Raw genomic sequence first — 22,483 nt, 5'->3', positions numbered from 1 at the left:
GGGCGCGACGGGTCTGGCGGTGGGGGCGGGCGCCGGGGCCGTCGGCGCGCCCGAGGTCTACGTGTGGTGGTGGCTGGCCGTCACGGCGCTCGTCGCTCCGGCGGCGCTGCTGGCCCGCCTCTCCGCGCGCCGCACGGCACAGGGTCGCCCGGGCGGGCTGGTACGTCCCGTGCTGGCCAAGGGCTGCGGCGGCGTCGTGGGCTTCTTCGCCCTCGTGGTGGCCGTGACGCTGCTGGTGGACACGGTCGTCAACTGACCCGGGCGTACGGGGCGGGTACCCCCGTGGTGCAGGATGAATGATCGCGCCGGGCCGTCTCCGGACCCGGCGCGACCGTGATTTCGGGACAGGCAGGTACAACTTGATGAATCGTTACTCCGGATCTCCGGCAGTGGCGTGGGACACCGTCGCTCCGCTCTCCGGAGCCAAGGGGGGACGCCGGTGAACCGGACGCTGACTCTGCACGACGCCATCGTCGCGGGCATCTGGGTGGCCGTCGGCCTGGCCGCGGCCCTCGTCCTGCGGGTGATCCTGCGGTGGCTCGCCGAGCGGGCCCTGCGGACCAAGTGGGAGGGTGACGACATCATCGTCGACATCCTGCGCACGATCGCCCCCTGGTCGGCGGTGGCGGGCGGCCTGGCCGCGGCGGCCGCGGCCCTTCCGCTGAACCGTGCGGTCGGGAACGTCGTCAACGAGACCCTGACGACGTCCATCATCGTGGCCGCGACCCTCACCGCCGCCCGCGTGGTCGGCGGTCTGGTGCGGACGGTGGCACAGTCCAGGTCCGGCGTGGCCGGATCGGCCACCATATTCGTCAACATCACGCGCATCGTGGTGATGGCGATGGGCTTCCTCGTCATCCTCCAGACCCTCGGCATATCCATCGCCCCGCTGCTCACCGCCCTCGGCGTGGGCGGTCTCGCGATCGCCCTCGCGCTGAAGGACACGCTGGCGAACCTCTTCGCGGGCGTGCACATCCTCGTCTCGAAGACCGTCCAGCCCGGTGACTACATCCGGCTCAGCAGCGGTGAGGAGGGCTATGTCGTCGACGTCAACTGGCGCAACACGGTGGTGGAGCAGCTCAACAACAACCGGGTCATCATCCCGAACGCCAAGCTCGCCGGCACCAACATGACCAACTTCACCCGCCCCGAGCAGAAGCTGTCCGTCACCGTTCAGGTGGGCGTCGGCTACGAGAGCGACCTCGAGCACGTCGAGAAGGTCACGATCGAGGTGGCCGAGCAGGTGATGAAGGAGGTGTCCGGCGCCGTCCCCGACCATGAGCCGGCCGTCCGCTTCCACACCTTCGGCGACTCCCGGATCGGCTTCACGGTGATCCTCGGGGTCGGGGAGTTCAGCGACAAGTACCGCATCAAGCACGAGTTCATCAAGCGCCTCCACCGGCGCTACCGCGCCGAGGGCATCCGCATCCCGGCACCGGAGCGCACGGTCTCCCTGCGCCAGGCCGGCCAGGCCGGCGAGGTCGCGATCCCGCACCCCCGCGCGTCCCTCGACACCGCGGACCTCCCGAGCCCCACGGCCTGAACCGGCGCGGGTGGGCGGGGCCGGTGGGGCGGGCGAAGACGTTGAGCTCGCCCCACCGGCCCACGACGACCTCGGTCGGTACGGCCCGCCCGGGACGCGGGACACCGGCGAACGGGTCCCGGCAGATGCGGCATTTCGGGTGAAGGTGGCGCGCGTGCCCTTTGGGCCGGGTGCCTTGTGGCTACGACTGTGTGCGTCCGTCCACGCTCACCACGCTCACTCACGCGAAACGAGGACTCCGCCGTGCCCGTACCCTCCACGGTCGACCACCGCACCCGCTCCTACAGCCTCGCCCACGCCTACTGGCTCGCCCGGGCGTCCGACCTGTCCTACAAGGACGAGGCCACGATCGAGGAGCTGGCCCGGCAATGGGGCTTCGACCGGGTGCGGCACCACAGGACGCGGTTCACCCCGCCGTTCCCCCTGGAGGACACCCAGGCGTTCACCATGGCCAGCGACCAAATGATCATTACCGCGTTCCGGGGCACGGAGCCGGCCCAGATCCGCGACTGGCTCTCGGACGCCGCCACCCCGCCCTGGCCGGGGCCCGCGAAGACCGGTTACGTCCACTACGGGTTCGCGCAGGCGCTGGATTCCGTCTTCCCGTCGGTGAGGAAGGCGGTGGAGGAGTTCCGGAGCAACGGACAGAGCCTGTGGTTCACCGGGCACAGCCTGGGCGGTGCCCTGGCGATGCTCTCCGGGGCACGCCTCTATCTGGAGGACCCCCGTCTGCTGGCCGACGGTGTCGTCACCTTCGGCCAGCCCCGGACCTGTGACCACCTCCTGGCGGCGGCCTGCAACAAGGGCTTCAAACAGCGTCTGTACCGCTTTGTGAACAACAACGACATCGTGCCGCAGCTGCCACCGGAACCGGCCTTCACCCACGTCGACACCGTGCGGTACATCGACTCCGGCGGAAAGATCCATGAGTCGACGTCGTTCCTTGGCGGCCTGGCCGACCGGGCCAAGGGCCTGACGGCCGACGCGTTCGCGCCCGCGAGCGACGGAGTCCGGGACCATTTCATGCGCAATTACCTCGCCGCGCTGGAGCAGAACCTCTCCTGACGGCCCGTTCGGCGGAGGCATTGTCAGTGGTCGATGCGACGATCTCTCAAGAGGCGCGCGGCGGGTGCCGCGCCCTGTGTGGATCGAGGACGAGGAGCGAGTCGTGCGCATCGTGGTGAGCGAGTTCATCAGCCTGGACGGCATCGTGCAGGCACCGGGCGGGCCCGAGGAGGACACCGACGGCGGGTTCGCCCACGGCGGCTGGTCGCATCCGTTCTTCGACCCGGAGACGGTGGGCGGCGCCTTCGCGGACACCCTGACGAAGGCCGAGGCGCTGCTGTTCGGCCGCCGTACGTGGCAGACGATGGCGGCCGCCTGGCCGGAGCGCGCGGGCGACCCGTTCGCCGACCGGATGAACGCCATCCCCAAGCACGTCGTCAGCCACACCCTGCGTGACGACCAGTTGGCCTGGCACAACACCACCCGTATCCCCGGCGACGGGGCCCTCGCCCGTATCCGCGAGCTCCGCGCCGCCGAGGGCGGTGACCTGCTCGTCATGGGCAGCCCCACCCTCGTCCGGACCCTCCTCCGGGAGAACCTGGTCGACGAACTCCGGCTCATGATCATGCCGGTGCTCCTCGGCGGCGGGAAGACGATCTTCCCTGGCGACGGAGCCCTGCGCACGCTGGAGCTGGTCTCCACGGTCACCAGCGGCACGGGCGTGCACGTGTGCACCTACCGGCCGGTGGCAGAGAAGTAGGGCCCCGCCCCGAACCGCCCCGAGCGCCCCGCACCGGTCCGGGCACGTCCGCTCCGGACCTGCTGATCATGCTCGCGTGAGGGTCACGCACAATGGGTGCCAGGGGGGCTGCGGCATGCGCGCGGTCGAAGTGCCGCTCGCGGGGCGTACGGGGTACACGGGGGAGTCGACATGCAGAGTTCCGCCCCGAGGGCACCGTGTTGCGCAAGGGAACGGCGGCCACCACCGGGATATGGCTGGCGTCGGTGGGCGCGCACCTCGGGCTGGGCCTGTGGATCGACCACGCCGCCGGGGCCGGCCTGCTGGGGACCACGTCGCTGTACGCGTATCTGGCGATCGGCCTGGGGACGCAGAACCTCCTGGTGCGCGGACGTGCCGCCGCGCTGTGACCGGTCGTCCCAGCGACCGGAACCGGATGATCCCAGCGTGACCTGGGTGGCCTGTATCGGGTCGTGATGCTTCACCGTGCTTCACAGGCGGACGATTTGTTGCCAGCATCGAGGAAGCGGTTGTGTGTCGTCGCAACGGGGGCGCGACCTTGATGAGCCTGATGAAACCACTGCTGTCCGCCGACCCACGGGTGGTCGGGTCGTACCGGCTGGTGGCACGCCTGGGCGGCGGCGGAATGGGGCAGGTCTACCTCGGGCGTTCCCGAGGCGGCCGGACGGTCGCGGTGAAGCTGGTACGCCCGGAGCTCGCCCAGGACGTGGTGTTCCTGAAGAGGTTCGCCCAGGAGGTCGACGCCGCCCGGCGCGTCAACGGCTTCTACACCGCGCAGGTGGTGGAGGCGGACACCGGCGCCGACCCGCCGTGGCTGGTCACGTCGTACATCCCCGGCCCGTCCTTACGGGAGGCGGTCGGCCGCTGCGGCCCGCTGCCGGCCGCCACGGTCGCCGTGCTCGGCGCCGGACTGGCCGAGGGGCTGGGCGCCATCCACGACTGCGGTGTGGTGCACCGCGACCTCAAGCCCGCGAACGTGATCCTCGCCGAGGACGGCCCCCGCGTCATCGACTTCGGGATCGCCCGCGCACTGGACGCCACCACCCGCGTCACCCAGGTGGGAGTGATCGGAACGCCCTCCTTCATGTCCCCCGAGCAACTCCAGGGCCGCGAGGCCACCACGGCCAGCGATGTGTTCTGCCTCTCCGCCGCGCTGGCCTACGCCGCCACCGGGCGCGGCCCGTTCGGGGACGGCCCGACCGCGTCCGTCGTCTACCGTGTCGTCCACGCCGAGCCCGATCTGCGCGGCGTTCCCCCCGAGCTCGTCCCACTGATCGCGGCGGGCCTGGCCAAGGTCCCGGGCAAACGGCCCGGCGTCCGGGAGATCCTGGACCACTGCGCCGCGCACGCCGGCACCACCACGATGTGGCTCCCGCCCGCGGTCACCGACCTGATCACCGAACAGGCGGCGCGGACCAGGGCCCTGACCACGGAGGTCGCTCTTCCGCCGCCACAGCCACCCGCCGGGCCGGGGCCTCATGAACAGGGACCCCATGAACCGGCGCCCCGTCAGGCCGCTCCACCCGCCCGGGCCGCCGCCGGAGAAGAACCGTCCCGGCAGGCCCGGACGGTCAGGGCCCGCTTCAGCGTCGTCTCCGGCTACGACACGCTCTTCATGCCGACGATCCCGGCCGGCCGGTGGGAGGGCGCCCGGAACGTGACCGTGGCCCGCCGGCGCAAGAGGGCGGGCGAGGCGGTCGCCCTCGGCGACCCCTTGCTGGAGGTGGTCGCGGACCGCGTCGAGTACGTGATCACCTCACCGGTCCGGGGCGTCCTGCGGGCCATGTACCACCGCCCGGGGGAGTCCGTACGCACCGGTGCCACGATCGCGGTGTTCAGGGCCCGCACGGCAACCACCCCGGCCGTCGCCGCGCGGCAACGGCCGGAGGAGAACGGAAGCCATGCCGCCACCGCCGACCCCTCCCACGGCCGCGGACGGGCCATCCGCGAGCGCCGCTTCGCGCGCATCGCCCTGGCCGGATCCCTGATCCTCGTCTTCGCGCTCGTCGCCATAAGCCTGTACGTGGCACGCCTATGACGCTCCTCGACCCCCAGCAGAACCTTGCCGTAGATCTCCATGGCCACGGCAGGCGTCGCGACCACGTGCTGCTCTTCGAGATCGAGGACGGCCTCATCCACGGCATGTACGCCGTGCGCAACCCCGACAAGCTCGGTGCGGCCGTCGTCCCGCGCCCACTGGACCGGGGGAGAGGCGGCGAGGCGGCTCGGCAACCGTGAGGGGAGCCGTCACCGCCCCGCACATCACCGGGTGGCGGCCGGCCGCTCACGCCACCAGTCGACCGTCGCCTTCACCTGGTCGGCGACGGGCGTGGCGCGCACGGCGAACGCGGCTTCGTAGGCGCTCGAATCGATGACGAAGGGCCGGTCGAACTGGTAGCGGATCTCCTTGAGTTCACGGATCAGCGGCGAGAACACCGACGCGAGACCCAGCACGGCCGGCGGCAGCCCGCGCACCGCCACCGGCCCCGTGCCCGCCTCATCGGCGAGGCGGCCGGCCATCTCCCGGACGGACAGCGCGGGCTCCGTCGGAACGTGCCACGCCCGCCCCCAGGCCCGCTCCTCACCGGCGACCTCGACCAGGGCCGCGGCCACGTCGGGGAGGTAGCTCCAACTGTGCGGGGCGTCCGGATCCCCGAGCGTGGAGACCGCCTTGCCGCGCAACAGCCGCGGCACGACCCGCGCGGCCAGATGCCCGCCATCGGTCACACCGGGCCCGAAGAAGTCCGAGGCCCGCACCTCGACCGCCCTGATACGACCCTGCTCGTGCAACTTCCGCGCCTGCTCCCAGACGGCGGCACGCACCCGCCCCTTGGGCCCGGTGGCGACGAGCGGCAGTTCCTCGGTCATGGGCCCGTCCACGGGCCCATAGCCGTAGAGGTTGCCCAGCATGACCAGGACGGCCCCGGAATCCTCGGCCGCCGCGCAGAGCGACGAGGCCAGTGACGGCCATTCACCCGCCCAGCGATGGTAGGGCGGCGCGGCACAGCTGTGGATCGCGTCCGCGCCGCGCACGGCAGCGTTCAGCCGCTCGCGGTCCGCCGCGTCCAACGCGACGTGCTCGATGCCGGGCTCCGGGCTTCGGCCCGACCTGGTGACGACCCGTACCGAATGGCCCTTCTCGACCAGCAGCCGAGCGGTGGCGGCCCCGGCGGGCCCGAATCCTATGACGACATGAAGGCTCACCTGCGCAGATTAGCGTGCGCGAGTGCCACGGCACGGTGGTGGAGGACCCCACCGCCAGGGCCATGGCCTGTACGTATGCTCACCGTGACACCCCGACACCCGACCCGCCAACCGCCGAAAAGGATCCGCACCGTGCGCACGTGGGACAACACGCTCGACACAGCCGGCATAACCGACCCCCGGCTGCGGGACGACTACAGCCGGCAGCGGGCCCTGGTGGCGTCCTACGATCGCCCCGCCTACCTCGCCGTGCGGCTCCTGCTGCCGACGGGACTCGTTCCGCATGTCATCGCCGCGACCGCGTTCATGCACCACACCGACACGGTGCTCGACGGTGAACCGACCGGGCAGCATGAGACCGCGGACGAGTGGGAGAAGGAAGTCCGTACCGCTTTGTCCAGTGGGGACAGCAACAGCCCCGTCCTCCGGGCACTGTTGCACACCATCTCGGTCAACGCGCGGCTCAGGCCCCGGGTGGAGACCTTCATGGCCGGGGCGCGCGCGGACAAGGAATTCCAGGGATTCGGCGACGAGGCCGACTACCAGAAATACATGGACGAGTACTCGCTGCCCGCCTTCATGCTCGTGGCAAGCCTTCTGCTGTCCCCCGACGCCGACCCGGGCGCCAGCGGCCAAGCGTGCCGGGCCTACATAGACGGACACCAGCGACTCGACTTCGTCAACGACCTGAGCGAGGACCTCCGCGACGCCCGGCTCACGATTCCCCAGGAGACCCTCCGGCAACACGGCGTCTCCCGCGCCGACCTCGAACAGGAACGGGACACACCGGGAACACGAGCCATGCTCGAGTCCCTCCTCACCCGCGCCCGCCACGACCTGCTCACCAGCCGGGCCCTGGTCGAGCACGTACCGGCCGGCAACCGGTCCTTCACCCGGGCACTCATCACCGTGAAGATCCTGACCGCCGAAGCGGCTCTGGCCAAGGGCACGGCCGTGCTCCGCGCGCCCGCGGACCCCTCGCGTACCGCCGCACTGCGGATGCTGGTCCGGGAGTACAGGCGACGCGGCCGGTGACAGACGCCGCTGGCGGCGCCACCGAAGCCGGTAGCCGGTAGCCCGTGCAGGCGGGCGGACAGGCGGCGATGCTCATCCCGCACCGCACACCGCACACCGGGCATGGAGGAGACCGTGCTCCCGCCGGACCGTACGATCCTCCGCGCCGGCCCCCGGGCCGGTGGAAGTCCGACCGGGTGGGTGCAGCCGGAAGCGCGCTGCCTGTGAGTGCGGGGGAGGCTGCCACGCTCCCGGTATCCCAGAGGGCCCGCTCACGGGGGCCCTGCTCTCAGCCCTACGAGGTCTCGCACAGCGCCGCTTCGGCCACCTTGTACATCTTCATGATGGAGGCGGTCTGAGTGAGGAAAGCGGCCGAGTTGCTCATCACCGACGCGTGGCGGCCGTCGGCGGTCACCATGGTCAGCGACATGTAGCCGTTGACGATGCCGTTGTGCCCCATGGCCACTCCGCCACAGGGCAGGGGGCCGGCCGCCAGGCCGAGGCCGTATCCGGTGCCCGGGCCCTGGCCCTGGTCCCAGAACGTCTTCATCTCGGCCAGGCTCGCCTGCGACACGACCTTTCCGCCGACGAGCGCCTGGTAGAAGGTGGTGAGGTCCTGCTCGGTCGAGACGATCGCCCCCGCGCTGCCGTATTGGGACGGTTCGAAGTCCGACGTGGCGTCGGTCCAGAAGACGGCCGGGCCGATGCGGAGGACCCTGTAGCCGCGGACGTACGGGTCGGGGAGGGTGCGGATTCCCGGCACGGGGTAGAAGGTGTGGTTCAGGCCGAGCGGCCCGATGATGCGGGTCGTGATCGCCTCGCCGACCTGGGCCTTGGTGACCTTCTCGATGAGCATGCCGAGGATCTGGTAGTTCACGTTGGAGTAGACGAGCTTGCTTCCCGGCGCGGCGACCGGGGGGCGCTCCAGGCCCTGGCGCACCAGCTCGGCATGGGTGTACGTGGGCTGCGGGCGCACGCTGGGGCTGTCCGGGATGCCGCTGGTGTGCTGGAGGAGGTGGCGCACGGTGATGGTGTTGCCGTCGTAGCCGTTGCCGTCGACCACGCCGGGCAGGTACCGCTCGATAGGGGCGGTGAGGGAGACCTTCCCCTCGTCGATCAGTTGCATGACCACGGCCGCGGTAAAGGTCTTGGTCTGGCTGCCGGCGCGGAAGTGGTCGGTGGGCTGGACGGGCCGGTTGGCGCCGACGAGGCCGGTGCCGACGGTGAGGTTCCACGAACCGGTGCTGTCCCCGGCGTAGACCCCGGCGCCCGGGCCGGTCACCGCCTGGAAGGCGTTCAGCGCGGCCTGTGTGGCCGCGTGGCCGTCGGCTGCGGGCTGAGCCTGCGCGGGCCGGGCCTGCGCCGTGGACGGCAGCACCAGCACTGCCGCGAACACCGCGCCGACCACGGCCGCCAGTCTCCGTCTGCGTAAGTTCATTGCCACTGGGCCTCCTCGATGCATGCGGGCTTCTCGCCCTCTGAACGCGACTCGGCGAGCCGCGCCCGGGCGAACCGCACTGGCCGAGTATGGGGTGGCCGAACCCCTGTTGTGGAGATCGTTTCTGGACGGGCGGTGACTGCTGTGGACACAGCGCCTCCTCCAGCTTGAAGTCGCAGGTCAAAGGGATGGTGTGAGGTGTCTGTCAGCGGTTGGCTTCGAGGTTCGTCAGGACGCGGTCGTGGCGGGCGGCGGTGGTGTCGTGGGTGCGGCCGGCCGCACCCGCTGCGGCCCCGCCGGCGCCGTCATCGCCGCCCTCCGCGCCGGCCTCGGCGTGGAGGACCGCGTGGTGGAGCTGTCCGTCAACCACGAGAACCGGTGGCTCGGAATTCCGTTGCGCTTCACCACCGGAACCCCAACCGTGTGCCTCCCCCGACTCGACGCCGCCGAGGCCCGGCAACTCGTCGCCGCCGACGCCAAACTCCGCGACGCCTACCAGCCACTCGCCACCGAGATTACCCAGCGCGTAGCCGACCACCCCCACGAGGGGACTGTCTACGCCAACACCGGCATGTTGATCCGCCGCGACAGCGACGGCACCGTCTTCGCCGCCCAGCCCGAGGACAAGACCGCCTACAAGGCCGAGCCCGGAGGCCCCCTGCACGCATCCGCCGTCGTCCGCGACGGACAGGCGGTACTGACCCTCGGCGACAAGGGCGCCGGAAAAACCACCGCGGGGCTTCTGCTGGCCCGCGCCGGCTGGCAGTTGCTGGCCAACGACCGCGTCTTCATCCGACCCGAGGACGGCCGGCTGCGCGTCCTGCCCTGGCCCTCGGCCGCCGCCATCGGCCTCGGCCTCCTCGACGCCCTCGGCTGGTACGACCAGGTCCGCGAACGCGTCCAGCGCGGCGAGCAACTTCGCCCGTCGTACCGAAGCCGTCGATCTCAGGGTGGCGGGCGTCGACTGGCCGAGAGGGTACCGATCACTCGATGGTCATGTCTTCGTAGGAGATGGTGACCTTCTCGATCGCTGCCTCGGCATTGCCCGCTTGCAGGCTTGGTCCGTTCCACGATGAGGCCCAGGCGTTGATGAGGTTGATGCGCCGGGTCGGGTTCTTGTGTGAATCAAGGAGAGAAATGGAGAGGTTCTCTCGTGCTGAATCAATCCCTTGGCTGTTTGCGGTCAGCTTGACCCAGTCGACCCACGTTTGGCTCTCATCCATGGGGCGGGTCAAGGTGATGTCCGGAAGCTGGTTGGCACCGGGGATTTTCCGGGTGAGAAGGTGCCCATCTGCTGTGACTGCCTTCACTTCGGTGGCATCCCGCCCAAAGCTCAGGCCGCTGACCGCCTGGTAGGTCGCCACCCGGAACTTCCCCAGATCCACAGCAAAGACGTCCGAGCTGATCGCGTCGCCGATGGCCATATGGGCTCCCTTCGGTTTGCGCCCTACGCCACAGTCCGTCATCCGGGTACCGGAAACGCGGCGCTTCTCGTCTCCAGCCGCAGCAGCTTGCCCCTTCCACCCGTGCGCCATGCACTACTCGCAGATTTGTGCCACGAACGAACCACTCTCCCTCGAACACGGAGAAACAGGCCGTGTCGAACCGAACGCAGGATCGCAGAGAGAACCACGGGCCACCCGCACAGGCGCTGACCAGCACAGACGGCATGAGGCGTCATGAGTCGTCCCCCAGCTGACTGCATCAGCCGGCAGGAACCACCGGACGCGCGGCTCGCACAGTCCTGTCGCCGCGCGCTCAGCGACGTGATTCGGCGGCCCGGGTGAGGTTGGCCTCGAAGCGGTCGAGTACGTCCGCGGCGGCCTCCCGCTCCTCATCGGTGAAGCCGTGGGCGGTGAGGCTCTCCAGCTCGTCCCAGATGCGTTCGACTTCCCGGCGCAGTGCCTGACTGGCGGGGGTGGGTTCGATGATGGTGGCCCGTTTGTCGGTGGGGCTGGGGCAGCGGCGGACGAAGCCGGCGCTCTCCAGGCGTTTCACGGTGCGGGTCATGGTGGCGGCGTCCGAGTCGAGGAGGCGGACGAGGTCGGTCTGGCGCTGGGGGCCGAGCTCCCACAGCTGCATCATGACCAGCTCCTGGCCGGGGTGCAGCCCGACGCGGCGCAGGAGCTGCCCGGCGAGCATGCGGTGCAGACGGGCCACCCGGAAGATCGCATGGCTGATCGGCCCGGCCCCGGCGGACGAGGGGACCGTCACCATGGCCGCGTCGCGCCCCGTCGTACCGGCGGCGCCGGTACGCACCCTCTCATGAGCCCCTTCCTTCATGGACCGGGTACCCCTTCTCCCACAATATCTGCTCGAACAGCTAAAAGCTTAGCTTCTCGGCCACCGCTGAGCATGTCGGCATCGCATCCGCGTGGATTTACGTAGTTCAGGGGCGGGAGTGGCGCAGGTCACCCTCCCCCGGGAATGCCGACGCGAGGTTTACTTGTTCGGACAGGTAAATCGGATCTGCCGATCCGGACGGTCAACGGCCCGGCCGTCCCCGGACACCGGCCCCTCGCGAAGGACTAGTGATCATGACTACTGCGTTCGAGCCGTTCCAGCTGGGCGGCGTGCGCCTGGCCAACCGCATCGCCATGGCCCCGATGACCCGCAGCCGCGCCGGCGAAGGCGGTACGGCCACGGAGTCGACGGCGGAGTACTACGCGCAGCGTGCCGGCGCGGGGCTGATCGTCACGGAGGGGGCGCAGCCGTCGGTCGTCGGCCAGGGTTACCCCGACACCCCGGGCCTCCACTCGCCCGAGCAGATCGCCGCGTGGCGGCCGGTGACCGACGCCGTGCACCGCGACGGCGGAGTGATCTTCGCGCAGGTGATGCACACCGGGCGCATCGGCCACCCCAGCCTCCTGCCCGACGGCGTGGTCCCTGTCGGACCGTCACCCGTCGCCGCCAAGGGCCAGGTCTTCACCCATGAGGGTCCGAAGGACTTCGTCACGCCTCAGGAGCTCACCGAGGAGGAGATCCGCCGGACGATCGCCGACTTCGCCGACGCCGCCCGCAACGCGGTCGAGGCCGGGTTCGACGGTGTGGAGATCCACGGGGCCAACGGCTACCTCGTCCACCAGTTCCTCGCCCCCAATACCAACCGGCGCACCGATGCCTGGGGCGGCACGACCGAGGGCCGGATCCGCTTCGCGGTCGAGGTGGCCAAGGCCGTCGTGGAGGCCGTCGGCGGCCACCGCGTGGGCTTCCGGATCTCTCCCGGCAACCCCTTCAACGACATCGCCGAGGAGAACCTCGAGGAGACCTACGGCGCGCTCGTCGGCGCGCTCGCGCCCCTGGACCTGGCCTATCTCCACGTGCTGGAGGGCCCGCACCGGGACCTCACTCTGAGCCTGCGCAAGAACTGGCCGGGCGCGTTCGTCCTCAACCCCTTCACCCACCCGGAGGCGACCGGCCCCGACGCGCTCGCCCTGATCGAGGACGGCACCGCGGACCTCGTCGCCTTCGGCGCGATGTTCCTGGCCAACCCCGACCTTCCCCACCGCCTGCGGCAGGGCGGGCCGTTCAACACGCCCGACCCCACCACCTTCTACGGCGGCGGCGACCAGGGCTACACCGACTACCCCGCGCTCCCCGCCTGATCCACGCCCACCCGTCCGGGTGATGGGCGCATGCCGTGGGGGAGCGGGGGAAGTTGTTGAGCGTCTTTGATGAGGTCGGCGAACAGGAGAAGCAGTTCATGCGACGCCATGTCACCAAGACGCTCGGTGCCCTTGCCGCCGCCATCGCGCTGTGCGTGGCTCTTCCCGGACCGGTCCACGCGGCGTCCGGTCAGCTCGTCCTCAACGGCCGTGTCTTCACCGACCCGGCCGGCTGCTTCCGGGAGCTGAACGCCCCGCTGTCGGTGCAGAACCGCACCCGTACCGTCGCGTACGTCTTCGCCACCCGCGACTGCACGGGGCCGGCCCAGACCGTTCCGGCGGGGCAGACCCTCGCCTCGACGGGAGGCCACAGCGTGCGGATCTAGCCCGGATCTGGCCCGGATCCCGTCCGGGTCCGGACCGCGTGGCCCGGCGGGCTCAGCGCCGCCGGGCGAGGGAGGCCGCGGTGGACAGGGCGCCGGGGAGCACGAACAGCCCCGTGGCCCAGAGCGGGACGTGGAGGAGCACCGGCCGCCCGCCGGCCAGGAAGAGCCCCAGCAGCACACCGGAGAAGCCGGTGCAGAGCGCGATCCACCGCCACAACGGCCAGTGGAAGAGCGCCCGCCAGTACGGGGTGAACGTCATGACGGCGACGAAGAGGACCAGCGCCGCCACCGAGGCGGGCACGACCTCCGTCCGTGTCGTCCAGCCGACCAGATGCCCTCCCGCCAGCAGCGCGGCCGCGCCCGCGTAGGCGTGGCCGGCCAGGCGGCGGGGCAGGCCGCCACGGCCGGGCGTCCGCCGGGCCGCCGCCCAGGCGGTGGCGAAGGCCGTGATGTCCTCGCCCACGACGGCTTCCGGGGTCTTGCCCGCGCGGGCGGTGTCCTCCAGGTGGTCCCGCAGCTCGGCGAGCATGTCGTCGACGTCCTTCTCCGGTAAGTCCTGGAACATCCACTCCGTGCGGCAGTGGTCGAGTATCCGGTCCGTGGTCAGGCCGGTGGTCATGCCAGTGGTCATGCGCTTTCCTCTGTAGGGCCGGTGGACAGCGTCCGGTCGACCGCCTGCGTGAATGCCTGCCAGACCGTCAGGCCCGATGCCAGTTCGGCGAGCCCGGCATCGGTCAGCCGGTAGTACTTACGGGGCGCGCCGCCCGCGGCCGACGGCGCGCGGAAGCTGTCGGCCAGCCCGGCCTTCTCCATGCGGGCGAGCAGTGGGTAGATGCTCCCCTCGCTCACCAGCTCCATCCCCCGTTCCTCCAGCGCTTCGACGATCTCGAAGCCGTAGCGCGGGCGTTCGGCGATGAGGGTCATCAGGCACAGGTCGAGCACCCCGCGCAGGAGCTGACTGCGGCGCTGGTCGCCTTCCGGCGGCCGACGGATTGTCATGCGGTGCATGATAGTCACTACCTTGCGGTGCAAGACAATCGATCGGCCGCCGGCGTACGCCGACTGCCGGAGTCAGAGCCGTCGTGCCCGGTACAGATCCCGTATCAGGGCTATCTCGGCACCGTGGTGCAGCAACTCCTGGTTGACCCACCACACGATGTCGACGAACGGCTCCTCGACGTCGCTGCCATGGGGATAGGTGCAGTACCCCACGGTGTCGAGCGCGGAATCGCCGACGCCGAGGAGTGCCCTTCGCCAGGAGGCCGCACCGGCGTCGAACGCCGCGATCGCCCTCGCGGCGTCCCCATGGTCGATGTGGTCGTCCCGGGTCAGCGTGTGGCCGCCGGACGTGTGGTCGGCGCGCAAGGCCAGCATTTCGGTGAGGTGGCTCAGACGCCATGCGATGGTGGTGAAGGGCGGCGGCCAGGGGTGAGGGTACGGAGCGGCGTCGCGCCCCCATTCGCCCGCACCGGCGAGGAAGGCCGCTCGTGGCCCTGGCCCGTCCACGCGCCGCCGGACCGACCAGCAGCCCGGGACCGGTTCCCAGAAGAACTCGGCGTCGGTCATGGCGCCGACTTCGGTGTCGGCCCCGTCGCCGCTGTCCATGACGGGACCTGACATCCGGTCGGTGAGGCGTTTGCGGGCGAAGTCGAACTGGTTCAGCAAGGGGACCAGGCGAGGTGGGGTCACGAGGTGCCTCCTGTAGGAACTGTAGGAAGGACGAATCGCCGACCCGCCAGCCTGCCAGAGCCCGTACCGGCGCCGCGCCTCATTTTCCAGGCGCTCAGGCCCCTCCGCCCGGCCCCCGAGGTCGGCCGGTCGCCGAGGTCGGCCGGCCCGGGAGGCCGTGGTCGCCGACTCGGCGTCAACTCCCCAGATATAGGGATGTTCACTTCCGCGAGCACACGGGATTCTCGATACGTGCGGCTGCGGCTGCGGCCCCGGCTCCGAGGGGGAGGGAGCCGGGGCCGTCCCTTGTGCCGCCATTTCACTGTTCCTTTGCCATCGGGTCTCCCGTTGCCGCCTGGCGAAGCCTCTGCGGTGTCGGTCCCACGGGTCCGGATTTTCGGCCTCGGACCGGGCATTTGACGGTGGAGCGCGCGCCGCTTCCGTCCGATTTCGGGCAGTCGTTCACATGATGTAGGTTTTACCTCGCCTTTACGTAAGAAGTGGGCCCTTCGGGGCCCTTTGCTGTGGGAGAACCAGTGAACTGGTACGTGGACGTACTCAAGAAATACGCGGTGTTCAACGGGCGTGCGCGGCGCCAGGAATACTGGATGTTCACCCTGGTGAACACCGTCATCAGCATCGTGCTGGCCATCGCCGACGAGGTGCTCGGAACGCAGTCCGTCCTGGGTGCCGTGTACATGCTGGCCGTACTGCTCCCCAGCCTCGCCGTCACCGTCCGGCGGCTGCACGACACCGATCGTTCGGGATGGTGGATCCTGATCGGTCTGGTACCGATCGTGGGCTGGATCGTCCTGCTGGTGTTCACGTGCCTCGACTCCACGCCGCACCACAACGCCCACGGCCCCAGCCCCAAGCACGTTCCGGCGTACTGAGGGTGTGCCGCCTGCTCCCGCTTCCCGGGAGCAGGCGCGCCGTGCGGTCGGGGGAGGGGCCGGTCAGTGACCGGCGGCCTTGACGAGGGCGACGACGGTGCCGATCGCCGCGTCCGCGACCCCGGCCAGCAGCGCGACGGCCATGTTGGCGCCCATGCGGAGGCCCCCGTACCAGCCCCACGCGAACAGCACCCACACACTCACCCCGGCCGCGGTGAGGAGCGCCGTCCGCAGTTCCATCGCCCCGAGAGCGGACACGGTGATGAGGGCCAGCGGTCCGACGGCCGACAGCAGCAGCGGGCTGGACACGAACAGCGTTTGCCGGAGTTGCCGCCCGCTGTCCCTGTGCCCGTGGACGACCCGGTGCGCCTGCCCGTCCGCGACGATGGAGGTCAGCCACAGCCCCACGGCCGTGACCCCGACCGACACGGCGGCCACCCCCGGTGCGGCGTGCCCGGGATACGCCAGGCCGACCACCACCGCGATCATGGTGATCGTGGCGTAGAGGCGCTCCTTCAGCCTGGACGCGATCAGGACGGCGTGATCCGGGTCCTGCCCGGGCCACACGGATTCCGGAGCGGATTCCGAAGGGGATTCCGGAGCGGGGTCCGGCGTGGATCCCGAGGCCGTGTCGTCCATGGCGCCCACCGTAGGGCGGGTCCCCGGCGCCGAGGGGCAGCCGTTCCGGGACGTCCCCCGCCCAGCTCAGCGATCGCGCGGCTCATCCACCGCCCGGCGCGAGGACCTCGTTCGCGGCCGCCGGTGAGGCCAGCCGGGCGAGGGCCGCGGCGTCCTGACCGCCTTCGTCCGCGCTGAACACATGCATTTCGAGCCCCGACTCGCCGGGCGCGGCCGGTACGTGCAGTGTCTCGTAGTCCAGGGTGAGCAGACCCGCCTCCGGGTGCCGCAGCCGCTTGCGCCCCCGTGCGCACATGACGACCTCGCCGGTGGACCAGATCCGCCGGAACTCCGCGCTGAGGGAGGACAGTTCGGTGATGAGCGCGGTCAGTTCCGCGTCGTCGGGGTAGCGCCCGGCGGAGACCCTCAGCCGTCCCACCGCCTCCACCGCCCTGTCCTCCCACTCGGGGAAGAGGGACCGGGAGGCGGGGTCGAGGAAGAGGAACCGGGCTTCGTTGGGGTCGCGGTGGTCGCGGTGGTCGCGGTGCCCCGCGTCCGCCAGGCCGCCCATGAGGACGGAGCCCAGGTCGTTCCACGCCACCACGTCGAGACGATGGTTCGTCACAAAGGCCGGGAGACTTCCCGCGGCCTCCAGGAGCCGGCGCAGCAGGGGGCTCACACGGGCCTGCGGCGCGGGGCCGTGCCCGGAGCCGGCCAGGGTGGCGAGGTGCCCGCGCTCCGCCGCGTCGAGGCCGAGCGCCCTGGCGAGCGCGTCGAGCACCTCGGGGGAGGGCTGGGTGGCTCGGCCCTGTTCGAGGCGTACGTAGTAGTCCACGCTGATCCCGGCGAGCTGGGCCAGCTCCTCGCGCCGCAGTCCGCGCACCCGGCGGCGGCCGCCCCCGGTGAGCCCGACGTGCTCGGGCGCGACGCGCCCGCGGCGTGCGCGCAGGAAGCCGCCGAGGGCGCGGCTGGTGTCACCTATTCCGTCAATTCCGTCGCGGTGCATGGACCAAGTATGGGTGGGGCGGTGTGGGTGGCCCTCGCGATACCAGGATTGGCGGTCCGCAGGCTGGCAGGGGTACTGGTCGGCCGGTGGCGTCCGGGAGAACGTTGGCGTCATGCACGAAGCAACGCGCAAGCAACAGCAGCCGAAGAAGGTCCTCGTCGTCAGCGCCCACCCGGAACCCCGTTCGCTCAACGCCGCCCTGACGACCGTCGCGGTCGAGCACCTGCGCGCGGCGGGGCACGAGGTGCGGGTGTCGGACCTGTACGCGATGAAGTGGAAGGCGGGCCTGGACGCCGACGACTACCTCGACCACGCCGCGGACCGGCGGCTGGAGGTGCTGACGGCCGCCGGACGGGCCACACTGGCGGGGCGACTCTCGCCGGACATCGCGGCGGAGCAGGAGAAGCTGCTGTGGTCGGACGCCGTGATCCTTCAGTTCCCGATGTGGTGGTTCTCGGTCCCGGCGATCCTCAAGGGCTGGATGGACCGGGTGTTCACCGACGAGTTCTGCGACGGCTCGACCGTGCCGCCGCCCTACAGCGAGGGCGCCCTGGGCGGCCGCCGGGCGCTCGTGTCGGTGACACTCGGCGCCCGGGAGTCGTCGTTCTCCGACCGGGGCATCCACGGGCCCCTGTCCGACGTCCTCTTCCCCCTCCAGCACGGCCTGTTCTGGTTCACCGGCATATCGCCGCTCGCGCCGTTCGCGGTGTACGGGTGCAACGAGCTGCCGGAGGAGCGCTACGAGGAGGCGGAACAGGCGTACAGGCGGCGGCTCGACGGTCTCTTCACGGACGAACCGGTGCCGTTCCGCACGCTCACGGGCGGCGACTACGGTCGTGACCTGCGGCTGCTGCCCGGGGTGGAGGAGCCGGGAAGCAGCGGGCTCCAACTCCACGTACGCCCGACGGGCTGAACGGTACGCCATGTGACCCGGTCCCGGCGCGTGCTCTCCGGGCAGCCGCCCGGAGAGCACGGGGTGAGGTGACTCACCGTCAGTGGGTGTACAGCCACCAGTAGTAGCGGTACTTCTCGTCGTTGTATTCGCGCTTGCACTTGTACTCGTGCCAGGTGCCGTGGCTCTGGCCCTCCTTGCCGGCCTTCACGCAGGACTGCTCGTCGGAGTACGGGCCGTGCTTGTCCCAGTGCTCCTTCTCCGGGTCGACCTGCTGCTGGCTCGTGGCGCTGCTGGTCGCGCTCGGGGACTCATCCGACGGAGCCGCGACGGCCGCCCCCGCCGTACCGGCCAGCAACAGCACCGCGGTGACAGTGGCCGCCGCCGGTGCGAGGCGGAAGGTCCTCGACTTCATGGGGTTACCTCTTTCCTTGGCATCTGCCCTGATAGTGAGCGCGGAACGCGGCCGCCGGAACGGGCGTGCGGGGGCGGGATCCCGAGGGCGGCCCGCGCGGGCGGGAGCGAACCCCACACGGCGTGGGGAAGGGGCGGCGTTGTCATGCGACGGCTTCCGCCCGTCCCCGGAGGCCGGTCCGCTCACTCCGGGGAGCGCGCGGGTGACAACTGTCGCGGGTTTCCGGGATGAACTGGAATGATCCAGGCATGGGACGAACATTCGAGGAGTTGGTGGCGGAGGCGGAGACCGCCCCGGTGGCGGGCTGGGACTTCTCCTGGCTGGACGGCCGGGCCACCGAGCAGCGCCCGTCATGGGGGTATCAGCACATGATGGGCGAGCGCATGGCGCACGCCGCGGCGGCACTGGACATCCAGACCGGCGGGGGAGAGGTGCTCGCCGGGGTGCCGAAGCTGCCGCCGCTGGTGGTGGCCACGGAGTCCTGGCCACCCAACGTGGCCAAGGCCACCCGGCTGCTGCACCCGCTCGGCGCGGCCGTCGTCCATGACGAGGACGAGCCGCCGCTGCCGTTCGCCGACGAGGCCTTCGACCTGGTGGTCAGCCGCCACCCGGTGACGGTGTGGTGGGAGGAGATCGCCCGGGTGCTCCGGCCCGGGGGCACGTACTTCTCCCAGCAGGTCGGTCCCGCGAGCGTCTTCGAGCTGGTCGAGTACTTCCTGGGCCCCCAGCCGGAGGAGGTGCGCCGCAAGCGGCACCCCGACGACGCCCGCCGCGCGGCGGAGGCCGCCGGGCTGGAGGTCGCCGGCGTCCGCGCGGAGTCCCTGCGCACCGAGTTCCTCGACGTCGGCGCGGTCGTCTACTTCCTCCGCAAGGCGATCTGGATGGTCCCGGACTTCACCGTCGACCGGTACCGGGACCGCCTGCGCGAGCTCCACGACCGCATCGAGGGCGAGGGCCCCTTCGTGGCGCACACCGCGCGGTTCCTCATCGAGGCCCGCAAGCCCTACTGACAAGCCCTACCGACAAGCCTTACTGACACCCGGAACGAGGCCCCACGCGGAACCGGGAAAAACCCTTGGCGCCCCGGATGTCCGTCGCCCTACAGTGAGCGTCGTCCAGGTGCGAAGGCAGGACCTACTTCGACTCATAATCGGGCGGTCGCGGGTTCGAGTCCCGCCGCCGGCACACAGGCCGGTGTAGCTCAGTCGGCAGAGCACCTTGTCGGTTCCGCCGCCTCGATCTCTGGACACCAGGCTTTCACGCACCTCCCGGTGCGCGGGCCACGGCTACTTCGTTCCCATCGAATCCCATGCCGTGGCCACTTTGAACTCGGGAGGCGCGGCACCGGGCGTCCGGTGCGCAGGCGACGGTTACTTCCGGGAACAGCAGGCCGCGGGTTCGAATCCCGTCCCAGCCTCGGGCTGGTGTAGCTCAGTCAGGAAGAGCAGCTGTCTTGTACCGTCGCCGACCCTTCGATCTCGGACGCCCTCCGCCGCGCTTCCCCGGATGAATTCGGGGGAATTCACATGGCACGCTTCAACACCCGCGCGCCCGATCCGGCCCGTCCGACGTCGCCCGTGACCACGACCGGGCCCACCCGCACCCACCTCGGCGGCAAGGGGTACGCGCGCGACGACCGCTCCGAGCTGTTCCTGCTCGCGGTCGCCAACTTCGTCTCCCAGCGGACCCACCACGAGGAGAGCACCGGCCGCGACGACCGCTTCACCGCGCTCGTGCGCAAGCTCGCCGTCGAGGACGCCGCATGGACCACCGGTCTCCTGGGATGGCTGCGCGGCGACGGTCAGATGCGCACCGCCTCCCTCGTCGGCGCCGCCGAGTACGTCAAGGCCCGGCTCGACGCCGGTGCCACGGACGGCCCGACGAACCGTCAGGTCATCGGCTCCGTGCTGCGCCGCGCCGACGAACCCGGCGAGATGCTGGCCTACTGGACCTCCATGTACGGGCGGAACGTACCCAAGCCGGTCAAGCGCGGCATCGGCGACGCCGTGCGGCGCCTCTACACCAGCCGCAACCTCCTGAAGTACGACACCGTCTCCAAGGGCTACCGCTTCGGCGACGTCCTCAACCTCGTCCACCCCACGCCCGACCCGGACAAGCCCTCGCAGGGCGACCTGTTCCGGTACGCGCTCGACCGCCGCCACAACCCGGACGACGCCCGGCCGCCCGCCTCCGACCGCACCCTCGCCGCCCACCGGGCGCTGATGGCCGTGCCCGTCGCGGAGCGCCGTGCCCTGATCACCGGCCCCGGCGGCGCCGAGCGGCTCGCCGACGCGGGGATGACCTGGGAGGCCCTGGCGGGCTGGCTCCAGGGCCCGATGGACGCGGCCGCGTGGGAGGCCGTCATCCCCTCCATGGGCACCATGGCCCTCGTCCGCAACCTGCGGAACTTCGACGAGGCCGGCGTCTCCGACGAGGCCGCCCAGCGGGTGGGCGCCCGGATCGCCGATCCCCGGGAGGTCGCCCGGTCCCGGCAGTTCCCCTTCCGGTACCTGGCCGCGTACCAGCACGCCCCCTCGCTGCGCTGGGCCTACCCGCTGGAGCGGGCCCTCGGCCACTCGCTGGCGAACGTCCCGGCGCTCCCGGGCCGGACCCTGATCCTGGTCGACCGCTCCGGCTCCATGTGGTCGCCGCTGTCCGACCGGTCGCAGCTCAACCGCGCGGACGCCGCCGCCGTCTTCGGCACGGCCGTGGCGATGCGCGCCGCGCACGCCGACCTCGTCGAGTTCGGCACGACCAGCGCGCCGGTGACCCACCGCGAGGGCGAGTCGGTCCTCAAGGTGCTGGAGCGCTTCGGCAGCCTGGGCGGCACCGACACCACGGAGGCCGTGCGCCGGCACTACCGGGGCCAGGACCGGGTCCTGATCGTCACCGATGAGCAGGCCTCGTACCACCATGCGGGCGACCCGACCGAGCAGGTCCCGGCCCACATCCCGGTCTACACCTGGAACCTCGCCGGCTACCGGCCCGGCCACGGCCCGTCCGGGTCCGCAGGCCGGCACACCTTCGGCGGCCTCACCGACGCGGCGTTCCGCATGGTGCCGCTGCTGGAGGCCGGCCGCGCCGCCCGCTGGCCCTGGGAGGAGCGAGCGTGAGCGCGGAGCGGATCGACGACGACCTCGTACTCCGTCTGATCGCCGGGCAGTTCCCGCGGTGGGCGGGACTGCCGGTGGAGAGGTTCCCGTCCGGCGGCACGGTCAACGCCGTGTACCGGCTGGGCGACGACATGGCCGTACGGCTGCCGCTGGGAGAGGGCGGAGCCGGTGACGTGGCGATGGAACGGGAATGGCTGCCCCGCCTCGCGCCCAGGCTCCCCACGCCCATTCCCGAGGTGCTCGGGGCCGGGGAGCCCGCCGAGGGCTATCGGTGGCCGTGGTCGGTGCACCGCTGGCTGGCGGGGGAGAACCCCGAGCCGGGGGCGCTGAGCGAGCCCGAGGCGCTTGTCGGCGACCTCGCCGTATTTGTGACGGCGATGCGGCGCGTCACCCTGCCGGGCGCGCCCCGGGCCCACCGCGGCGGGCCGCCGGCCTCGCTCGACGCGCCGACCCGGGCCGCCATCGAGCGACTGCGGGGGATCCCGCAGGAGGGCGTCGACTGCGATGCCGTGACAGCCGTGTGGGAGGACGCGCTCCGGGCACCGGACCGGGACGGGCCGCCGGTGTGGCTGCACGCCGACCTGATGCCCGGCAATCTCCTGGTGAACGGAGGCAGGCTCACCGCTGTGATCGACTTCGGGTGCATGGGGGTGGGCGATCCGGCCTGCGACCTGTTCCCGGCGTGGAACCTGCTCCCCGCCGGAGCGAGGGAGGTCTTCCGCGCGGCGCTCGGCGTGGACGACGCGACCTGGAACCGCGGCCGCGGCCGGACGCTCTCACAGGCGCTGATCGCCCTGCCGTACTACCGGAAGACGAACCCGGCGATGGCGCGCAACGCCCGGCACGTGATCCGGGAGGTACTGGAAGAGGTACTGGAAGAGGCCTGATCCGGCGGCCCGGCCCCCGGTCACCGGCCCTTGGCC

26 protein-coding genes are annotated in these 22,483 nt (G+C 71.1%); 16 read left to right on the top strand and 10 right to left on the bottom strand.

Features of this window, described 5'->3' with window-relative positions; all coding sequences use genetic code 11:
• From K6I33_RS11665 to K6I33_RS11635, 7 genes are all read left to right on the top strand, one after another.
• Positions 1–256, top strand: a 256-nt coding sequence (locus tag K6I33_RS11665) for a hypothetical protein (protein ID WP_229350662.1), incomplete at its 5' end; no start/stop codon positions are given.
• 183 nt (positions 257–439) lie between these two features.
• On the top strand, positions 440–1,543 hold the full coding sequence (locus K6I33_RS11660; protein ID WP_229350660.1) for a mechanosensitive ion channel family protein: 1,104 nt from the start codon (positions 440–442) through the stop codon (positions 1,541–1,543).
• Between the two features lie 243 nt (positions 1,544–1,786).
• Entirely contained in the window at positions 1,787–2,608 is an 822-nt protein-coding gene (locus K6I33_RS11655; RefSeq protein WP_229350658.1) for a lipase family protein, read from the top strand.
• 103 nt (positions 2,609–2,711) lie between these two features.
• Positions 2,712–3,308: a dihydrofolate reductase family protein gene (locus tag K6I33_RS11650; protein ID WP_229350656.1), complete on the top strand. Its 597-nt coding sequence runs from the start codon at positions 2,712–2,714 to the stop codon at positions 3,306–3,308.
• Between the two features lie 200 nt (positions 3,309–3,508).
• Complete coding sequence (locus K6I33_RS11645) at positions 3,509–3,697, top strand: hypothetical protein (RefSeq protein ID WP_229350654.1); 189 nt, start codon at positions 3,509–3,511, stop codon at positions 3,695–3,697.
• 161 nt (positions 3,698–3,858) lie between these two features.
• On the top strand, positions 3,859–5,346 hold the full coding sequence (locus tag K6I33_RS11640; protein WP_229350652.1) for a protein kinase: 1,488 nt from the start codon (positions 3,859–3,861) through the stop codon (positions 5,344–5,346).
• Positions 5,343–5,546 carry a hypothetical protein gene (locus tag K6I33_RS11635; protein WP_229350649.1) on the top strand — a complete coding sequence of 68 codons (204 nt, stop codon included), beginning with the start codon at positions 5,343–5,345 and terminating at the stop codon, positions 5,544–5,546. The genes K6I33_RS11640 and K6I33_RS11635 overlap by 4 nt, the downstream gene beginning before the upstream one ends.
• Before the next feature lie 24 nt (positions 5,547–5,570).
• Here K6I33_RS11635 and K6I33_RS11630 read toward each other — a convergent pair whose 3' ends face one another.
• Entirely contained in the window at positions 5,571–6,512 is a 942-nt protein-coding gene (locus K6I33_RS11630; RefSeq protein ID WP_229350647.1) for an NAD-dependent epimerase/dehydratase family protein, read from the bottom strand.
• A 132-nt stretch (positions 6,513–6,644) separates the two neighbouring features.
• Here K6I33_RS11630 and K6I33_RS11625 point away from each other — a divergent pair, with 132 nt between their 5' ends.
• A complete protein-coding gene (locus tag K6I33_RS11625; RefSeq protein WP_229350644.1) occupies positions 6,645–7,547 on the top strand; it encodes a squalene/phytoene synthase family protein in 903 nt (300 codons plus the stop codon).
• A 274-nt stretch (positions 7,548–7,821) separates the two neighbouring features.
• On the opposite strand, the gene K6I33_RS11620 is transcribed toward K6I33_RS11625, so the two are convergent.
• Entirely contained in the window at positions 7,822–8,964 is a 1,143-nt protein-coding gene (locus K6I33_RS11620; RefSeq protein WP_229350642.1) for a serine hydrolase, read from the bottom strand.
• 241 nt (positions 8,965–9,205) lie between these two features.
• On the opposite strand from K6I33_RS11620, the gene K6I33_RS36300 reads away from it, so the two are divergent.
• On the top strand, positions 9,206–9,982 hold the full coding sequence (locus tag K6I33_RS36300) for a hypothetical protein (protein ID WP_308297118.1): 777 nt from the start codon (positions 9,206–9,208) through the stop codon (positions 9,980–9,982).
• On the opposite strand, the gene K6I33_RS11610 is transcribed toward K6I33_RS36300, so the two are convergent.
• Both K6I33_RS11610 and K6I33_RS11605 read right to left on the bottom strand, forming a co-directional pair.
• On the bottom strand, positions 9,948–10,388 hold the full coding sequence (locus K6I33_RS11610; RefSeq protein ID WP_229350640.1) for a phage tail protein: 441 nt from the start codon (positions 10,386–10,388) through the stop codon (positions 9,948–9,950). The two genes, K6I33_RS36300 and K6I33_RS11610, sit on opposite strands and share 35 nt — an antisense overlap.
• Before the next feature lie 334 nt (positions 10,389–10,722).
• Positions 10,723–11,181: a MarR family winged helix-turn-helix transcriptional regulator gene (locus K6I33_RS11605; RefSeq protein ID WP_229350665.1), complete on the bottom strand. Its 459-nt coding sequence runs from the start codon at positions 11,179–11,181 to the stop codon at positions 10,723–10,725.
• Positions 11,182–11,501: 320 nt separating this feature from the next.
• Between K6I33_RS11605 and K6I33_RS11600 the strand changes: the two genes are divergently transcribed.
• Positions 11,502–12,569, top strand: a complete 1,068-nt coding sequence (locus K6I33_RS11600; RefSeq protein WP_229350638.1) for an alkene reductase — start codon at positions 11,502–11,504, stop codon at positions 12,567–12,569.
• 56 nt (positions 12,570–12,625) lie between these two features.
• On the top strand, positions 12,626–12,955 hold the full coding sequence (locus K6I33_RS11595; protein WP_229350636.1) for a hypothetical protein: 330 nt from the start codon (positions 12,626–12,628) through the stop codon (positions 12,953–12,955).
• Positions 12,956–13,007: 52 nt separating this feature from the next.
• Here the strand turns inward: K6I33_RS11595 and K6I33_RS11590 are convergent, their stop codons facing one another.
• From K6I33_RS11590 to K6I33_RS11580, 3 genes are all read right to left on the bottom strand, one after another.
• A complete protein-coding gene (locus tag K6I33_RS11590) occupies positions 13,008–13,586 on the bottom strand; it encodes a hypothetical protein (RefSeq protein ID WP_229350634.1) in 579 nt (192 codons plus the stop codon).
• Positions 13,583–13,954, bottom strand: coding sequence for a PadR family transcriptional regulator (locus tag K6I33_RS11585; protein WP_229350633.1), 372 nt, complete (start codon positions 13,952–13,954; stop codon positions 13,583–13,585). Before K6I33_RS11585 ends, K6I33_RS11590 begins: the two co-directional genes overlap by 4 nt.
• Positions 13,955–14,026: 72 nt before the next feature.
• Complete coding sequence (locus K6I33_RS11580; protein ID WP_229350631.1) at positions 14,027–14,644, bottom strand: DinB family protein; 618 nt, start codon at positions 14,642–14,644, stop codon at positions 14,027–14,029.
• A gap of 515 nt (positions 14,645–15,159) precedes the next feature.
• Here K6I33_RS11580 and K6I33_RS11575 point away from each other — a divergent pair.
• Complete coding sequence (locus K6I33_RS11575; RefSeq protein WP_229350630.1) at positions 15,160–15,516, top strand: DUF805 domain-containing protein; 357 nt, start codon at positions 15,160–15,162, stop codon at positions 15,514–15,516.
• A gap of 63 nt (positions 15,517–15,579) precedes the next feature.
• Here the strand turns inward: K6I33_RS11575 and K6I33_RS11570 are convergent, their stop codons facing one another.
• A complete protein-coding gene (locus tag K6I33_RS11570) occupies positions 15,580–16,155 on the bottom strand; it encodes a hypothetical protein (RefSeq protein ID WP_229350628.1) in 576 nt (191 codons plus the stop codon).
• An 82-nt stretch (positions 16,156–16,237) separates the two neighbouring features.
• On the bottom strand, positions 16,238–17,140 hold the full coding sequence (locus K6I33_RS11565; RefSeq protein WP_229350626.1) for a helix-turn-helix domain-containing protein: 903 nt from the start codon (positions 17,138–17,140) through the stop codon (positions 16,238–16,240).
• A gap of 112 nt (positions 17,141–17,252) precedes the next feature.
• Here K6I33_RS11565 and K6I33_RS11560 point away from each other — a divergent pair, with 112 nt between their 5' ends.
• Complete coding sequence (locus K6I33_RS11560) at positions 17,253–18,053, top strand: NAD(P)H-dependent oxidoreductase (RefSeq protein WP_229350624.1); 801 nt, start codon at positions 17,253–17,255, stop codon at positions 18,051–18,053.
• 79 nt (positions 18,054–18,132) lie between these two features.
• Here K6I33_RS11560 and K6I33_RS11555 read toward each other — a convergent pair whose 3' ends face one another.
• Entirely contained in the window at positions 18,133–18,447 is a 315-nt protein-coding gene (locus K6I33_RS11555) for a hypothetical protein (RefSeq protein ID WP_229350622.1), read from the bottom strand.
• A 248-nt stretch (positions 18,448–18,695) separates the two neighbouring features.
• Between K6I33_RS11555 and K6I33_RS11550 the strand changes: the two genes are divergently transcribed.
• From K6I33_RS11550 to K6I33_RS11540, 3 genes are all read left to right on the top strand, one after another.
• Positions 18,696–19,457, top strand: coding sequence for a class I SAM-dependent methyltransferase (locus K6I33_RS11550; protein WP_229350620.1), 762 nt, complete (start codon positions 18,696–18,698; stop codon positions 19,455–19,457).
• Positions 19,458–19,973: 516 nt separating this feature from the next.
• Positions 19,974–21,560, top strand: coding sequence for a TROVE domain-containing protein (locus K6I33_RS11545; RefSeq protein ID WP_229350618.1), 1,587 nt, complete (start codon positions 19,974–19,976; stop codon positions 21,558–21,560).
• Positions 21,557–22,447, top strand: coding sequence for an aminoglycoside phosphotransferase family protein (locus tag K6I33_RS11540; RefSeq protein WP_229350616.1), 891 nt, complete (start codon positions 21,557–21,559; stop codon positions 22,445–22,447). Before K6I33_RS11545 ends, K6I33_RS11540 begins: the two co-directional genes overlap by 4 nt.
• Positions 22,448–22,483: the final 36 nt, after the last annotated feature.

Source organism: Streptomyces sp. UNOB3_S3, assembly GCF_020740895.1.
Lineage (GTDB): Bacteria > Actinomycetota > Actinomycetes > Streptomycetales > Streptomycetaceae > Streptomyces.
This window is presented reverse-complemented; position numbering and strand designations above follow the sequence as displayed.

Bases quoted from the DNA above. Each gene is read 5' to 3' on its own strand.
- K6I33_RS11640 (WP_229350652.1), top strand. From the start codon at position 3,859: ATGAAACCACTGCTGTCCGCCGACCCACGGGTGGTCGGGTCGTACCGG.
- K6I33_RS11600 (WP_229350638.1), top strand. From the start codon at position 11,502: ATGACTACTGCGTTCGAGCCGTTCCAGCTGGGCGGCGTGCGCCTGGCC.
- K6I33_RS11550 (WP_229350620.1), top strand. From the start codon at position 18,696: ATGGGACGAACATTCGAGGAGTTGGTGGCGGAGGCGGAGACCGCCCCG.
- K6I33_RS11610 (WP_229350640.1), bottom strand. From the start codon at position 10,388: ATGGCCATCGGCGACGCGATCAGCTCGGACGTCTTTGCTGTGGATCTG.
- K6I33_RS11555 (WP_229350622.1), bottom strand. From the start codon at position 18,447: ATGAAGTCGAGGACCTTCCGCCTCGCACCGGCGGCGGCCACTGTCACC.
- K6I33_RS11590 (WP_229350634.1), bottom strand. From the start codon at position 13,586: ATGACCACTGGCATGACCACCGGCCTGACCACGGACCGGATACTCGAC.
- K6I33_RS11585 (WP_229350633.1), bottom strand. From the start codon at position 13,954: ATGACAATCCGTCGGCCGCCGGAAGGCGACCAGCGCCGCAGTCAGCTC.
- K6I33_RS11570 (WP_229350628.1), bottom strand. From the start codon at position 16,155: ATGGACGACACGGCCTCGGGATCCACGCCGGACCCCGCTCCGGAATCC.
- K6I33_RS11605 (WP_229350665.1), bottom strand. From the start codon at position 11,181: ATGGTGACGGTCCCCTCGTCCGCCGGGGCCGGGCCGATCAGCCATGCG.
- K6I33_RS11635 (WP_229350649.1), top strand. From the start codon at position 5,343: ATGACGCTCCTCGACCCCCAGCAGAACCTTGCCGTAGATCTCCATGGC.
- K6I33_RS11545 (WP_229350618.1), top strand. From the start codon at position 19,974: ATGGCACGCTTCAACACCCGCGCGCCCGATCCGGCCCGTCCGACGTCG.
- K6I33_RS11560 (WP_229350624.1), top strand. From the start codon at position 17,253: ATGCACGAAGCAACGCGCAAGCAACAGCAGCCGAAGAAGGTCCTCGTC.
- K6I33_RS11565 (WP_229350626.1), bottom strand. From the start codon at position 17,140: ATGCACCGCGACGGAATTGACGGAATAGGTGACACCAGCCGCGCCCTC.
- K6I33_RS11620 (WP_229350642.1), bottom strand. From the start codon at position 8,964: ATGAACTTACGCAGACGGAGACTGGCGGCCGTGGTCGGCGCGGTGTTC.